Annotated in this window: 12 protein-coding genes; 8 read left to right on the forward strand and 4 right to left on the reverse strand. The window is 72.5% G+C overall.

Features of this window, described 5'->3' with window-relative positions; all coding sequences use genetic code 11:
* The first annotated feature begins 22 nt into the window (after positions 1 to 22).
* Positions 23 to 1,201 carry a 3-deoxy-7-phosphoheptulonate synthase gene (locus AC07AB_RS06570; protein ID WP_478561016.1) on the forward strand — a complete coding sequence of 393 codons (1,179 nt, stop codon included), beginning with the start codon at positions 23 to 25 and terminating at the stop codon, positions 1,199 to 1,201.
* Between the two features lie 6 nt (positions 1,202 to 1,207).
* A complete protein-coding gene (locus tag AC07AB_RS06575; RefSeq protein WP_478561019.1) occupies positions 1,208 to 2,686 on the forward strand; it encodes a 3-deoxy-7-phosphoheptulonate synthase in 1,479 nt (492 codons plus the stop codon).
* A gap of 155 nt (positions 2,687 to 2,841) precedes the next feature.
* Here AC07AB_RS06575 and AC07AB_RS06580 read toward each other — a convergent pair whose 3' ends face one another.
* The 3 genes from AC07AB_RS06580 to AC07AB_RS06590 are packed head-to-tail and all read right to left on the reverse strand — an operon-like array spanning position 2,842 to position 5,675.
* Positions 2,842 to 3,501: a DedA family protein gene (locus AC07AB_RS06580; RefSeq protein ID WP_478561022.1), complete on the reverse strand. Its 660-nt coding sequence runs from the start codon at positions 3,499 to 3,501 to the stop codon at positions 2,842 to 2,844.
* The gene (locus AC07AB_RS06585; RefSeq protein WP_478561025.1) at positions 3,498 to 4,763 is read right to left on the reverse strand and encodes an FAD-dependent oxidoreductase; all 1,266 of its coding nucleotides are present in this window, start codon (positions 4,761 to 4,763) and stop codon (positions 3,498 to 3,500) included. Before AC07AB_RS06585 ends, AC07AB_RS06580 begins: the two co-directional genes overlap by 4 nt.
* Before the next feature lie 60 nt (positions 4,764 to 4,823).
* On the reverse strand, positions 4,824 to 5,675 hold the full coding sequence (locus AC07AB_RS06590) for an inositol monophosphatase family protein (protein WP_478561028.1): 852 nt from the start codon (positions 5,673 to 5,675) through the stop codon (positions 4,824 to 4,826).
* A 114-nt stretch (positions 5,676 to 5,789) separates the two neighbouring features.
* On the opposite strand from AC07AB_RS06590, the gene AC07AB_RS06595 reads away from it, so the two are divergent.
* The 3 genes from AC07AB_RS06595 to AC07AB_RS06605 all read left to right on the forward strand — a co-directional run bounded on the left by AC07AB_RS06595 (position 5,790) and on the right by AC07AB_RS06605 (position 8,972).
* The gene (locus AC07AB_RS06595) at positions 5,790 to 6,698 is read left to right on the forward strand and encodes a LysR family transcriptional regulator (RefSeq protein WP_478561588.1); all 909 of its coding nucleotides are present in this window, start codon (positions 5,790 to 5,792) and stop codon (positions 6,696 to 6,698) included.
* Between the two features lie 209 nt (positions 6,699 to 6,907).
* Positions 6,908 to 8,488, forward strand: a complete 1,581-nt coding sequence (locus AC07AB_RS06600; protein ID WP_478561029.1) for a GMC family oxidoreductase — start codon at positions 6,908 to 6,910, stop codon at positions 8,486 to 8,488.
* Between the two features lie 10 nt (positions 8,489 to 8,498).
* Complete coding sequence (locus tag AC07AB_RS06605) at positions 8,499 to 8,972, forward strand: N-acetyltransferase family protein (protein ID WP_478561032.1); 474 nt, start codon at positions 8,499 to 8,501, stop codon at positions 8,970 to 8,972.
* 300 nt (positions 8,973 to 9,272) lie between these two features.
* Here AC07AB_RS06605 and AC07AB_RS06610 read toward each other — a convergent pair whose 3' ends face one another.
* Positions 9,273 to 9,560, reverse strand: coding sequence for a hypothetical protein (locus AC07AB_RS06610; protein ID WP_478561035.1), 288 nt, complete (start codon positions 9,558 to 9,560; stop codon positions 9,273 to 9,275).
* A 388-nt stretch (positions 9,561 to 9,948) separates the two neighbouring features.
* On the opposite strand from AC07AB_RS06610, the gene AC07AB_RS06615 reads away from it, so the two are divergent.
* The 3 genes from AC07AB_RS06615 to AC07AB_RS06625 all read left to right on the forward strand — a co-directional run bounded on the left by AC07AB_RS06615 (position 9,949) and on the right by AC07AB_RS06625 (position 13,515).
* A complete protein-coding gene (locus AC07AB_RS06615) occupies positions 9,949 to 10,356 on the forward strand; it encodes a DUF6542 domain-containing protein (RefSeq protein ID WP_478561038.1) in 408 nt (135 codons plus the stop codon).
* Positions 10,349 to 11,956 carry an LCP family protein gene (locus AC07AB_RS06620; RefSeq protein WP_478561041.1) on the forward strand — a complete coding sequence of 536 codons (1,608 nt, stop codon included), beginning with the start codon at positions 10,349 to 10,351 and terminating at the stop codon, positions 11,954 to 11,956. Before AC07AB_RS06615 ends, AC07AB_RS06620 begins: the two co-directional genes overlap by 8 nt.
* A 500-nt stretch (positions 11,957 to 12,456) precedes the next feature.
* Positions 12,457 to 13,515, forward strand: coding sequence for a radical SAM protein (locus AC07AB_RS06625; protein WP_478561044.1), 1,059 nt, complete (start codon positions 12,457 to 12,459; stop codon positions 13,513 to 13,515).
* Positions 13,516 to 13,537 lie beyond the last annotated feature (22 nt).

Consider the following 13,537-nt stretch of genomic DNA (forward strand, 5'->3'; position numbering starts at 1 on the left):
CGCACCGAAGGAGAGAACCGCCATGACTGCCCAGGCCGACCACCCCGGACCGCTCCGCGGCGACGGACACCGCGTCCGGCCCACCGGCGGCCAGACCCGCGCCCTCCCCCTGGAGAGCCCGGCCGAACTGTCCGAACGGCTGCCGCTGACCTACCACGCCGCCCACACCGTCACAGCGTCCCGGCACGAGATCGTCCGGGTCCTCGACGGCCGGGACGACCGGCTGCTCGCGATCGTCGGGCCGTGCTCCGTGCACGACCGGGCGTCCGCCCTCGACTACGCCTCCCGGCTGCGGGCCGCCGCGGCCGAACTCTCCGAGGACCTGCTCATCGTGATGCGGGTGTACGGAGAGAAGCCGCGCACCTGCCTGGGCTGGCCCGGCCTCGTCGGCGACCCCGGCCTGGACGGCGGGGCCGACGTCGGCCGGGGCCTGGCCGAGGCCCGGTCCCTGATGCTCGACATCGCCGAGTCCGGGCTGCCCGTCGGCTGCGAATGGGTCAACCCGCTCGCCCCCGCGTACCTCGGCGACGTCGTCGGCTGGGGCTCCATCGGGGCCCGTACGGCGGCGAGCCAGGTCCACCGGGACCTGGCCAGCGGCCTGCCGATGCCCATCGGCGTCAAGAACTCCGTCGACGGCTCGGCGCAGGTCGCGATCGACGCGATACGGGCCGCCGCCGCCCCGCACGCCTTCCTCGGCGTGTCCGCCGACGGACCCGTGTCGGTGCTGCGCACCAGCGGCAATCCGCACTGCCACCTCGTACTGCGCGGCGGCGCGGACGGCCCCAACTACGGTGCCGCGCACGTCAGCCGGGCCGGCCGGTCGCTGGCCGACGCCGGGCTGCCGGTCCGGGTCGTCGTGGACGCCAGCCACGGCAACAGCGGCAAACAACACGAGCGGCAGCACGCGGTGGCCGAGGACCTGGCCGTTCGGATCGCCGACGGCGATACCACGCTCCGCGGAGTGCTGCTGGAGAGCTTCCTGACGCCCGGCCGCCAGGACCGCTCCCCCACCGAGCCGCTCGTCTACGGACAGAGCATCACCGACGCCTGCATCGGCTGGGACGCGACCGCCGACCTCCTGCGGGAGCTCGCCGGCGCCGCCCGCGCCCGCCGCGCCGGCTCGGTCCCCCGCGCCCGGGACGGCGCGGCGGATTGGGCCTCGGCGGCCCTGGGATCCGCACAGCTCATGGAAAGGCGATGAGATCCCGTGTCCACCCCGCTCCGCTACCCCAGTACGGACCGCCGCGCGCCGGACCCCCGGTCCCCGGACCGGCCGGCACCGCGCCCCTTCGACCTCGGTGACGTCGCCCGGTTCACCAGCCCGCTGACGCGGATGCTGCTGGCCAGCGACGGTCTGACCACCACGCTGCTGGAGTCCGCGCTCTCGACGCCGCTGCGGCTGCGCGTCCTGCACCAGGGCGTGGCGCCCGCCGCCGCGCAGGCCGCCCTGGTCCGCCGGTGCCTCGGCGTCGGCGGGGACGAGCCGGTCCTGCTCCGCCGGTCGGCGATGTCCGACTCCGAGCTGACGCCCGTATCGCTGAACAGCGTCGTCGGGCTGGTGCCCGACGATCCCGCGCTGGCGGCGTGTGTGCGCAGCGCCCGTACCCCGATCGGCTACGGGCTGCGGGCCGCGGGCGCCATGCGGAGCCGGCGGCTGGTGGAGGTGGGCGTGGCCGGGTGGGAGCGCGACGGGCGCGTGCTGCCCGCCGTGTTCAAGTCCTATGTGGTGCTCGACGGCGACCTGCCCTGGCTGTTCATCCGGGAGCTCTTCAATCCGCTGCTGATCCCCGCCGGGCGGGACAGCGGCGGACGGGGGCCGGGGACCGCCGGGCGGGACAGCGGCGGACGGGAGCCGGGGACCGCCGGGCGGGCCCGCGCGCTTGAGGCGGTCCCGGATGCCGGGGCGGCTTCCCGCCGGCCTCCGCCCCAGCGGCTCGACGGGCGGACACGGCCGTTCACGGTACGGACCCCGAGGGCGGTGCCGGTTCCGGCACCGGCACCGCCCTCGGGGGCGAACGGCGAGGCGTTCTGGCTCCAGTTCGGCGGGCAGGCCACGGGGGCGCTGCTGACGGTGGCCGCGGGGCTGGTCCGGTACGCGACGGGGGCGCCGGTGACCGTCGTCACCGGCGACCATCCGGCGCCGGACCTGATGCCCCGCGAGGCCCGGTGCATCGCCAAGGAGTATGGGGCGGCGAACGGTTCGGCCGCGGCCTGGCTCGACGACTTCCCGCAGATGATGGCGTTCCTGGACGACTGCCCGCCCGTGGTCGCCGACCGCGTCCGCTGGGACGCCGGCGACAGCGCGCCCCGCCCCGGCGCGGCCGTCGGGCTGCGGCCGCGGCCGGGCTGCCGCCCCCGGGAGGTCGCCGCGCGGTGTGTGGCCCTCAATCCCGGGCGCGAACCAGGGCGGCTCGTCCTGGCCGTGCGGCTCGCACCTGAGCGGATCCTCGCCGAACTGCCCGCCCTGGTCGAGGCAGTGGCCGCCACCGGCACCCCGGTGACCTGGGTCTGTGCACCCCGGCCCGGCGGGGCGACGGCCGTCGCCGAGGTCGCCACGTTCTTCGACACCCACTACTCGATGGGCAGCCGCCCGGGCGGGCTGCTGCTCGACGACCCCGGCCGGAGCCACACCGAGATCCTGCGGACGGTGCACGCCGCCACGACGGCCTGGCAGCCCGCGCCATGAGGCTCGTATCCCGTGAGGAGCACGCGTGTTGCCGGACCATCACCCCGGCATCCCCCTGATCAACGATCAGGGGGATTCGGAACGCGGCGGGTTGAGTTCACACTCCGACCCGTTTACCCGAACCAGCATCATTTTATTGTGAGTTGGGGTGGCTATCAGGTGCCGACATCGGCGGAAGGCCGCTCTCCGCGTTCGCCGCGGCGCTCCGGCCCCACATCCGGCTCGCGCCGTCGGCGCAGGCGCCGCGCCGCTTCGATGGTGCCGCTCAGCAGGAGGGCGAGACCGAGTCCGACGCCGACGCCCGCGAGCGCGTTGTTCTGGAACGCCACGCCCCCGACGTATCCGGTGAGGACGGTGTACGCGCTCCAGGACACGCCGGCGAAGCCGGTGAAGGCCGCGTACTTCCGCCAGGGGTAGCCGACCGTGCCGGCGGAGAGGGTGACGAGGTAGCGGCCGACGGGGAGGAAGCGCGAGGTCACCAGCGCATAGCCGCCCCGGGCCGCCAACTCGGCGGCGAGCCAGTCGTATACCGCTCGGCGTCTGGTCCCTGCACGCAGCCGTTTCGTGAGACGGCCCCCGATCAGCCGGCCGAGACCGTAGGGCACCAGGTCGCCGAGGAACGCCCCGACCGCCGTCGCGGCGATCACGGCGGCCAGATGGGTTTCGCCGCTCGCCGCGTAGACCCCGGCGATGACGACGACGGGTTCGCTGGGCACGAGGGGCAGGAAGGAATCGAGGAGGGACACCCCGATGAGAATCACGTAGAGCCACGGTGAGGCGATCCAGGACTCGGCGAGCCGGAGCCAGTCGGTCACCCTAAGACCTCCTGGGCATGGGCCGGCGGCGAGGCATTCGCGGTGTCGCCACCGTCACCGCCTCCGTCACCGTCGCCATCGCCGCCTCCGTCGCCATCGCCACCGCCGCCGCCGTCGCCGTTCGCCTCGGCTTCGAGATGTTCGGCCATGGCGCGGGCGCCGTCGGAGGAGAAGCAGAGTGCGAGCCTGGCGGCGGACCGCGCGGCGCGCGGGGCGGCGCGCTCGAACATCGCGCGCTCGTACGCCGACAGCGCCGCGGTGAGGTCGCCTTCGGCGTCGGCGAGTGCCGTACCGAGTTCGGCGGCGTCCTGGAGAGCGAGGTTGGCCCCTTCTCCGGCGAAGGGCGACATCAGGTGGGCCGCGTCCCCGAGGAGGGTCACTCCTGGGACGGGACGCCAGGTCAGACCGACCGGCAGCATGAACAGGGGGCGGGGCAGGATGGTGTCGTCGCAGTACCGGATGAGGTCGGTCAGCCGCGGCGACCAGTCGGCGAAGTGCGCCAGCAGCGCCCGGCGCGCCTCGTGGGGGCGGCCGTAGGGGATGCCCGATGTGTTCAGCCAGCCCTCGGGGGCGCGGAAGCCGATGTAGGTGCGGATGCGGCCGTCCCCGTCGCGCTGGGCCATCAGGGCTTTGCCGTCCTGGAAGGCGTAGAGGCTGCCGGGGCCGACGAACCGCGCCGGTTCGGGTCGGCCCGTATCGGCGTCGGGGATGCCGGTCTCGATGAAGCCGACCCCGGTGTACGCGGGCACAGCGTCGGTCAGGAGCGGTCGGACCCGCGACCACGTTCCGTCGGCGCCGACGAGCAGGTCGCACGTGTCCGTCTCGCCGTCGCCGAACTCCAGCCGGTGGCGCCCGTTCCCGACCGGCATGGCGCGGCGCAGTTCATGGCCCCAGCGGACGGTGCCGGGCGCCAGCGAGTCGAGCAGGATGTCACGCAGCACACCGCGGTCGATCTCCGGTTCCGGTGCGTGGGTGTCCGTGCCGGTCTCCTGCCGGTACACGGTCCCGTCCTTCCCCAGGAGCCTCATGTGCTGCGCCTCCGGGCGGGCCGCCGCCCGGTACCGCGCGTCGAGGCCGGCGAGGCGCAGGGCGCGTTGGCCGGAGTCCGGGTGCAGGTCGAGGCTGCCGCCCTGCGGCCGGGCGGCGCGCGACGCGTCGCATTCGTGGACGGTGACGTCGATGGAGCGGGTCTGGAGGACGCGCGCGAGGGTGAGGCCACCAGGGCCACCCCCCACGATCGCGATGCGAGGCTGGGTGCTCATCAGGTCTCCCGGTTTTCCGGATCGCTCAACAGGCGGGTGTGTCGACGTCGTTGGGGTGACTCAGCGGACGGCGGAGAGGACGTCGACCATGGCGGCGTGCAGCGCCGGGGTCGCGGCCAGGAAGTCCGGGCTCGACAGCCGCCACGGCCGGCCGCCGGTGTCGGTGACCGTTCCACCGGCTTCCGCGACCAGCAGCGCGCCGGACACGAGCCCCGAGCGCACGTCGCTGTACTGCCAGAACCCGTCCATGCGCCCGGCCGCCACCTGGATCAGCTGCATGGTGGCGGGCACCGAGACCCGGGTGACCAGCGCACTCCGCAGCATGGCGCCGACGGACGCGGCGATCCGGTCGTACGTCGCGCCGCCCTCGCCCGGTTTGGCCTGCCCGGTGCCCACGAACGCGCCGCTCAGCTCGGATTTCGAGGAGGGCCGCAGCCGGGCGCCGTTCAGGAAGGACCCGCCACCCCGGACGGCGGTGTAGATGTCTCCGGTCAGCGGTACGGACACCGCCGTCACCGCGGGCTTGTTGCCGCGCACCAGGGTGGCCGTCACGGACCAGTCGCGCATGCCGTGCACGTGGTTGATGTTTCCCTCGACGGCGTCGGTGACCCACCATTCGCCGTCGGGCAGTCGGCCGGTCTCCAACTCGTCGTCGACCCATCCCGCGTGCGGTCGGAGCCTCTCCAGTGGATCGCGCAGTAATCGCAGGGACGCCGCGTCGTTGGCGTGGATCGCGGCGACGACCTCTTCGAAGCCGCCCGGGCGGGCGTCCGGGGAGAACCGCTCCTGTACGTGTTCACCGGCGGCGCGGACCGCGGTGACCAGCTCGGTCAGCAACGACTCATCCTCGGCGAGGTGGGGGTCGCGGCCGCCGAAGGCGGGGGCGGCGTCGGGTTCGGAATTCCTCAACATGCGGAACCAGCCTGTGAGTTGGGGAGGGCGGGAGTTGTCTCACCGCCGGGATTCACGCTAGAAACCAACTAGCATGTCGTCAAATGCATGTTCGTAAGCTTTGGGATGACTCTGATGCATCTGGATCTGAACCTGCTGACCGCTCTCGACGCACTCCTTGAGGAGGGCAGCGTGGCGGGCGCCGCGGACCGACTGCACCTGACCGCACCGGCCATGAGCAGAGCGCTCGGCCGGGTCCGCCATGTCACGGGCGACCAGATCCTGGTCCGCACCGGGCGAACGATGACCCCCACGCCGCACGCCCTCGCGATCCGCGAGGAGGTCCACCTGCTGGTGCGGCGCGCGCACGCGGTGCTCTCCTCGGAACGGGAACTCGACCTGACGACGCTGGAGCGGACCTTCACGCTGCGGTGGAACGACGCCATCACCAACGCCGTCGCCCCCGACCTGTTCACCACGGTCCGGGCCCACGCCCCCGGCGTTCGCCTGCGGCTGCTCGCCGAAGCCGACGGGGACACCAACGACCTGCGGCGCGGGCAGGTCGACCTTGAGATCGGCGCCACCCGCCCGACCCAGCCGGACGTCCGCCACGAGACGGTCGCCCACGACCGGCTGGTCGTCGCCCTGCGCTCCGGCCACCCCCGGGCGAGCGGCCGGCTCACCCTCGACGACTACACCGCGGCGGACCACGTGACCGTGTCCCGCCGGGGTCGCCTGCGGGACCTCATCGACGACCTGCTCGAAGCGCGGGGACTGCGCCGTCGGGTGATCGCCGCCGCCCCGACAGGCTCCGCGGCGCTGCGCCTGGCCCGTGCGAGCGACGCCCTCGTCGTGGTGCCCGAGCTCATGGTCGGGCCCGTGACCCGTGAACTCGGGCTCCTTCTGCGCCCCCTGCCCTTCGACGTGCCGCCCTTGCCCGTCATCCTCGCGTGGCACCAGCGGCACGACGACGACCAGGCGCACCGCTGGCTACGGGACCAACTCCGTACGGCACTCCAGCGGCCCGGCTCGGACGGCGGCTGAGGCCGAGGGGTGAGGCCGAGGGGTGAGGCCGCGGGGTGAGGCCGCGGGCCGAGGGGCGAGATCACGGTCCGAGAGGCGAGAGCGGGGGCCGGCCGGGTGTCCGCATCGCATCTCCTACGCCAGGCGACCCGCGGCACATGAGCCGCGACACCGATCGAAGGCAGGCTCTAGCATGACCCCCAGCGTCGACGCGTCGGGAGCTGAAAGCCATGCCACAGCAAGGGCTGGTCGAGCACGACTATGTGATCGTGGGCGCGGGGTCGGCAGGCAGTGTGATCGCGCGGCGCCTGCTCGACCAGGGGCGTTCGGTGCACATCCTGGAGGCGGGCCCGGCCGACGACGATCCGGCGGTGCACAGCCCGCAGGGGTGGCCGACGCTGCTGGGGTCGGAGGTGGACTGGTCGGTCATGACGGTCCCTCAACGCCACGCGAACGGCCGGTCGTTGTTCTGGCCGCGCGGCAAAGTGCTCGGCGGCAGCAGCTCGTTGAACGGCATGATCTACATCCGCGGGCACCGCAGCGACTACGACGCCTGGGCGTACGGCGGTTGCCCCGGCTGGGACTGGGACAGCGTGCTGCCGTACTTCCTCCGCTCCGAGGACCACGCCGACGGCCCGAGCGCCTGGCACGGCCGGGGCGGCCCGCTCCCCGTCGCCCGGATCACCGAACCCCACCCCACCGCCGAGGCGTTCGTGGCGGCCGCGGTCGATCTGGGGCACGCGCCGACCGATGACTTCAACGGCGAGCGGATGACGGGGGCGGGCTTCAACCACGTCACGATCCGCGACGGCCGCCGGATGAGCGCGTGGCAGAGCTTCATGGCACCGCTGGCCGCGCATCCGGCGCTGAAGGTGAGCTCCGGCGCGCGGGCGCACCGGGTGCTGCTGGAGGACGGCCGGGCCGTCGGCGTGGAGTACGCGGCCGGTGGCGCGCTCCACCGGGCGTACGGGACGGCGGAGGTGGTCCTGTGCGGCGGCGTGATCGGTTCGGCGCAGTTGCTGCTGCTGTCCGGCATCGGGCCCGCGGACCATCTCCGGCGGGTCGGCGTCGAGGTCGCCGCGGACCTGCCCGGGGTCGGTGCGAACCTCCACGACCACCTGCTGGTCAGCAATGTCTACGAGGCGTCGCGGCCGCTGCCCGCCGGGCGGGCGAACCTCCTGGAGAGCCAGCTCTTCGCCTCGACGGACGGGCGGCGGCCGGGCCCCGACCTGCAGCCGTTGTTCATGCACCTGGTCTATCCGGCCGAGTCCTATCCGGTGCCCGAGCACGGTTACACCATCGCCCCCGGCATCGTGCGCCCCCTGTCCCGGGGCACCCTGCGGCTCGCCTCGGCGGACCCGGAGGCCGCGCCGCTGGTGGACCCGAATGTGCTGGCGGAGCCGCACGACATGGAGTCGCTGGTGGACGCGGTGGAGTTGTCCCGGGAGATCGGACACAGCGCCCGTTTCGACGACTGGCGCAAGGCGGAGGCGGCCCCGGGGCCGGATGCGCGCACCCGCGCCGACATGCGCGCCTATGTACGCCGCGCGGTCGGTACGTACCACCACCAGGTCGGTACGTGCCGGATGGGGCAGGACTCGCTGGCGGTCGTCGACCCCGAGTTGCGGGTGTGCGGCGTCGCGGGGCTGCGCGTCGCGGACGCGTCCGTCATGCCGTCGGTCCCCTCCGGGAACACCAACGCCCCCACCATCATGATCGGCGAGAAGGCCGCCGAGCTCCTTCTCCACGGCAGAGGCGAGGCCGGTGGCGGGCTCCGAGGCGGGCCCGACGCCGGTGGCGGGCCGTTGTAGGGTCGCCCCCGTGATTCATGGCGACGGGGTGGGGATTCGGGGCGCGGACACGGTGGACGCGGCGGTGATCGCGCGTATCCATCTGGCGTCACGGGCGGCGACGATGCCGTATCTCCCGGCGCAGCGGCGCGGTGAGGACGAGGTGGCGTGGTGGATCGAGCACACCGTGTTCAAGGAGTGTCGGATGTGGGTCGCGGTCCTGGGCGGGGAGGTGGTGGGCTATGCCGCTTTGGAGGGCGACATGCTCGAACACCTCTATCTGCGTCCGGACGTCCGCCGCCGGGGCATCGGCACGCTGCTCCTCGATGAGGCGAGGCGGCACAGCCCCGGGGGGATGTCGCTGCGCGTGTTCCAGCTCAACACGGACGCCCGCCGGTTCTACGAGCGCCACGGCTTCACGGTGCTCGACACCAACGACGGCAGCCGCAACATGGAGAACCTGCCCGATATGACCATGCGCTGGACGCCGGGCACGCCCCGGTAGGCGGGGGCGCCCGGCGCGGCGGTACGGACCGGGGGGCGGCGCTATGGATCGGGCGCTGGCGCTACACGCCGGGGTCGGCACTACGGACCGGGGCCAGCGCTGAAGGCCGGGTCGGCCGACGGCAGTACGGGCCGCAGGACCGGCATTACGGGCCGGTGCCAGACTTGCACGCCGGGGCCGGACCCACGGACCAGGGCCGGACTTACGGACCGGGGCCGGACCCACGGACCGGGGCCGGACCCACATGCGGAGGCCGGACCTACGTAGCCGGAGCCCCCGCTCGCGGGCCGGAGCCCGGCGCTACGGCCCCGTACGAGCGGCGAGCCAGTCGGCGCCGCGGGCCGCCAGTGCGCGGCGGCGCTGCCACCGTGACCGGGGCGGCACGATCCCGCCGCCGCCCGCGGTCGCCTCGGTGACCGCGGCCAGACTCCGGCCCGCCCGCGCGAGGTCGGCCATGAGTTGATCTCTGCGCTCTCCGGGGCCGGTGGTGCGCAGGGCGGTGTACAGGCCCTCGATCCGGGCCACGGCCGCGCCGATGCGCAGGTTCGCGCTGCCCGTCGGCGGTTGCTGCTCCTGCGACAACTCCACTGCCCCTTCGCGTCGGTCCACCCGAATCCATCGAGTTGCTCAATTGCGCAATCGTGCAACTATATTAGCGACCCCACCTCGGCCCATCTGTGTGGCCCTCGTCATAGACGCTTGCGGGCTTGCGCGACCAGGCAACTAACTCGGCGAGCGAACCGTCTCACTGGCCGACGAGCACAAGCACGGCCGGAGCGGGCCGGCGGGGGGAAGCCGGTGAACCGCCGAACGGACTGGTGAGAACGGACGTATGCAAGAACAGCAGGCACGAGCAGCAGGCGGCGGACAGACCCGCCGGGGCGCTCGAAGCGCCCCGTACCCACCGCGGAAGGAGCCCGCCCTCGCGGCGGAGCCCGCCTCTCCCGGAGCGGCCGGCTCGTACGGGCCCGAACAGGTGAGCAGTACCCCCACTGCCCGGCGCGGCACGCGCGGCGCGGTGGCCGTCGCCCTGGTGGCGCCGCCGCTGCTGGGCGTGGCCGTGGACAGCATGGTCGGCTCCGGCCCGGGGTGGACGCTGGCGGCCGGGGCCGCGCTGGGCGCGGGCTGGGCGGCCGTCCTGGCGGCCCGGCGGCACGCCCTGTGGTGGGTGGTGCCGCTGCCCCCGCTGGTGGTGGCGGCGGTGACGGCGGGCGCGGGGCTGCTCGGCGCCGGGCCGTCCGGCGGCAAGACGCTCACCACCGATCTGGTGCGCTGGGCCGTCGCCGGGTTCCCGGCGATGGCGGCCGCGGAGTGCGCGGTACTCGCGGTGCTGGCCGTACGCGGCCTCGGCGGCATGCGGCGCGGGAGGCGCGGAAATGGCTGAGGAGCGCGGGTCCCGGCAGTCGGGGCCGAACAAGCACGGGACCCGGCGTCGCGCACGCCCCCGCGGCAAAGCGGCGGCCGCCCCCGGCACGGCGGGCCGGCCGCCGCGGATGGTGCTGGCGCTGCGCGCCATGGTCTGGGCCGCCTCCGCCGTCGTGCTGATCACCTGCGGGGCCACCTGGTACGCGTACCACTCGCTGACCGACGGCATGACCACGTCGAGCGCGCTGGACTCCATCAAGAAGAACGCGCCCAAGCACCTCGACAGCTCGGTGAACCTGCTGCTCATCGGCCTCGACTCGCGCAAGGACATGAACGGCAACGACCTGCCCAAGCAGTTCGTGCAGGACCAGTTGCACGCCGGGTCCAGCCAGATCGGCTACTACAACACCAACACGCTGATCCTGATGCACATACCGAAGGACGGCGGCAAGGTCCAGGCGTTCTCGGTGCCCCGTGACGACTATGTGGAGACCTACAACGGCGACGGCTCCGTACAGGGCCACTTCAAGATCAAGGAGGCGTACTCCAACGCCTACGCCGGGGCCCACGACAAGCTCACCGCGCAGGGGATGAAGGGCGCGAAGCTGGAGGGCAAGAGCCGGGAGGCCGGGCGGGAGGCGACGCTGGCCACGGTGCAGAAGTTCCTGGACGTGCCGATCGACCACTTCGCCGAGGTCAATCTGCTCGGCTTCTACGACATCGCCAAGGTGCTCCAGCCGATCACGGTCTGCCTCAAGCACCCGGTGAAGGACCACTACTCGGGCGCCGACTTCGGCGCCGGGGTCCAGAAGCTCGACGCCAAGCAGTCGCTCGCCTTCGTGCGCCAGCGCCACGGGCTGCTCAACGGCGACCTGGACCGCACCCGCCGCCAGCAGGCGTTCATCTCGTCGGTCACCCACGAGCTGAAGAACCAGGGGGTCTGGGGCGACCTGGGCAAGCTGCAAGGGCTCCTCGACGTCGTCAAGAAGGACTTGGTCCTCGACAAGTCCTGGGACGTGCTGGACTTCGCCCAGCAGGCGCCCAACCTCACCGGCGGCAACGTCGTCTTCCACACCCTGCCCATCACCGGGTTCGGCACGCGCAACAAGGAGTCCGTCAACCTCGTCGACCCGGCCCAGGTCAGGAAGATCGTCCAGCAGGCGTTCGCCACCGCCGCCCCGAAGGACTCCTCGGGCGGCAAGAAGCCCGAGAAGGCCGCGCCGGGCACGGTCGACGTCCGCAACGGCAACGGGGCCACCGGCGCCGCCGACGCCGGGCTCAAGGCCCTGGCCAAGCTCGGCTACACCGCGGGCGCGGCGGGCGACGCCCCGGCGCAGCCGCACACCACGATCGTCTACGGCAGCGGCGCGCAGAAGGCCGCGCAGCAGATCGCGGACCGGCTGAAGACGGCGGCGCCCACCCCGAGCGCGTCGGTACCCGCGGGGCACGTCAGCATCACGCTCGGCCAGGACTACAAGCTCCCGACCGAGGCACCCGCCACATCGGACGACTCCAAGCCCAGCACCGGCCCGGCTGGTTCCTCGTCGTCCTCGTCGGATGATGACGACGACACGTCGGGCCCGGCGGTGAAGGCGGGCGGCGTTCCATGCGTGAACTGACGCCCGCAGCAAGGGCGTTGGGAGGCAGAAACTAAGCGTTACCTTACTGACGCCGAGCGTCTCCTTTCGGACACCGCTGCGGCCGGGAGCCTCGCGCCCCCGGCCGCAGCGGTGTTTTCGGGACAGTCCGGGTGGCGCTCCCGCTGTTCACGGCGTCAGGATTACGTCCGACGCTCACCTCCGGCCCACTCCGAGGGACGTCCGCCGGCGCGCCGCTCCGGTAGTGATTGCACGCGCCCCGAGGCCCCCGGAGACCTCGGGGCGCGGCTGGAATAACTCTCACATCCCCTGGAACACCCGCCTTACGTTCGATGGCGTGCGGCGGTGAAGACCGGCCGAATTGCCGTGTCGAGCACCCGATCCGTTCGAGGATCCGCTGACGTCCGCCGCGCGGAGCACCACGCATGTGCCAAGGTTCACGCGCCGCCGGCCGGGTCCTGTCCGACCTGCCGCCGCTCCGCCGAACCTGCCCGGAAACCCTTCCGAACGGGGAGTGCGCAATGGCTACCTTTGTTCCCGTGGAGAGCGTGACCAGCTCCCGTGACCGCTCGCGCGTGCACTACAAGCGGTTCCACAACATCTATCTGTACGTCACCGAAAAGTGCCAACTGCGGTGCGGACACTGCTACATGGGCGACCGTCTGGAGCGCGGGCTCTCGCTGACGTTCGACCGTGCGAGCAACATCATGGACTACTGCCGCACCCTGGGCGGCGAGTACATCACCTTCCTCGGCGGCGAGCCCACGCTCCACCCCGACCTGCCCCGCATGGTCGACTACGCCGAGGAGCTGGGCTACAAGCAGATCATGATCAACTCCAATGGTCTGCTGGAGCGCACCATCGACAAGATCGACCCGGCGAAGCTGCACTACATCTCCTTCAGCCTGGACGGCGCGAGCCCCGCCACGCACGACGCGATCCGCGGCGAGGGCATGTTCGACAAGACGGTCCCCTGCATCCGCGAGACCATCGCCGCGGGCTACGACGTGCGGCTGATCTGCACGATCTCCCAGCTCAACATCGACGACGCGGCGCCGCTCCTCGCGCTCGCCGACGAGCTCGGCGTCAAGATGGTCAACTTCCACGTCTTCTCCGAGGAGGGGCGCGGGATCGCCAACGCCGAGGAGTGGTCGCTCTCCCCGCAGCGCTGGATCGACTTCTACGAGTACCTGGAGTCGATCAAGGAGAACTACCGGACGTCGATCTGGTACCCGCCGACCTACGCGGGCGCCCAGAAGCTGGAGCGGTACATCGACGAGGGGTACCGCGGCTGCGTCGGCTGCTCGCTCGACCGGTTGTCGATCTTCCCGGACGGCCGCTGCTATGTCTGCTCGGTGCTGTTCGACGAGCCGATGCACTTCGCCACGATGACCGACCGCGGGCTGCGGCTGAACCGCCAGCACAACGAGTTCGAGCTGTTCACCCAGGCCGCCTTCCAGGCCAAGGACGAGCCCTGGCTGAGCGGTTGCCCCGCCGAGGAGGTGCTCGCCAAGAACGGCAAGCCGCGGACCCCCGACGGACTCGTGTCGATGTGCCGGCTGTGGAAGTCCCAGGCCTGAGGCCGAGCCGACCGGACGGGCC

The organism is Streptomyces sp. NPDC044033 (genome assembly GCF_056434425.1).

Bases quoted from the DNA above. Each gene is read 5' to 3' on its own strand.
- AC07AB_RS06570 (WP_478561016.1), top strand. From the start codon at position 23: ATGACTGCCCAGGCCGACCACCCCGGACCGCTCCGCGGCGACGGACAC.
- AC07AB_RS06585 (WP_478561025.1), bottom strand. From the start codon at position 4,763: ATGAGCACCCAGCCTCGCATCGCGATCGTGGGGGGTGGCCCTGGTGGC.
- AC07AB_RS06590 (WP_478561028.1), bottom strand. From the start codon at position 5,675: ATGTTGAGGAATTCCGAACCCGACGCCGCCCCCGCCTTCGGCGGCCGC.
- AC07AB_RS06595 (WP_478561588.1), top strand. From the start codon at position 5,790: ATGCATCTGGATCTGAACCTGCTGACCGCTCTCGACGCACTCCTTGAG.
- AC07AB_RS06600 (WP_478561029.1), top strand. From the start codon at position 6,908: ATGCCACAGCAAGGGCTGGTCGAGCACGACTATGTGATCGTGGGCGCG.
- AC07AB_RS06620 (WP_478561041.1), top strand. From the start codon at position 10,349: ATGGCTGAGGAGCGCGGGTCCCGGCAGTCGGGGCCGAACAAGCACGGG.
- AC07AB_RS06625 (WP_478561044.1), top strand. From the start codon at position 12,457: ATGGCTACCTTTGTTCCCGTGGAGAGCGTGACCAGCTCCCGTGACCGC.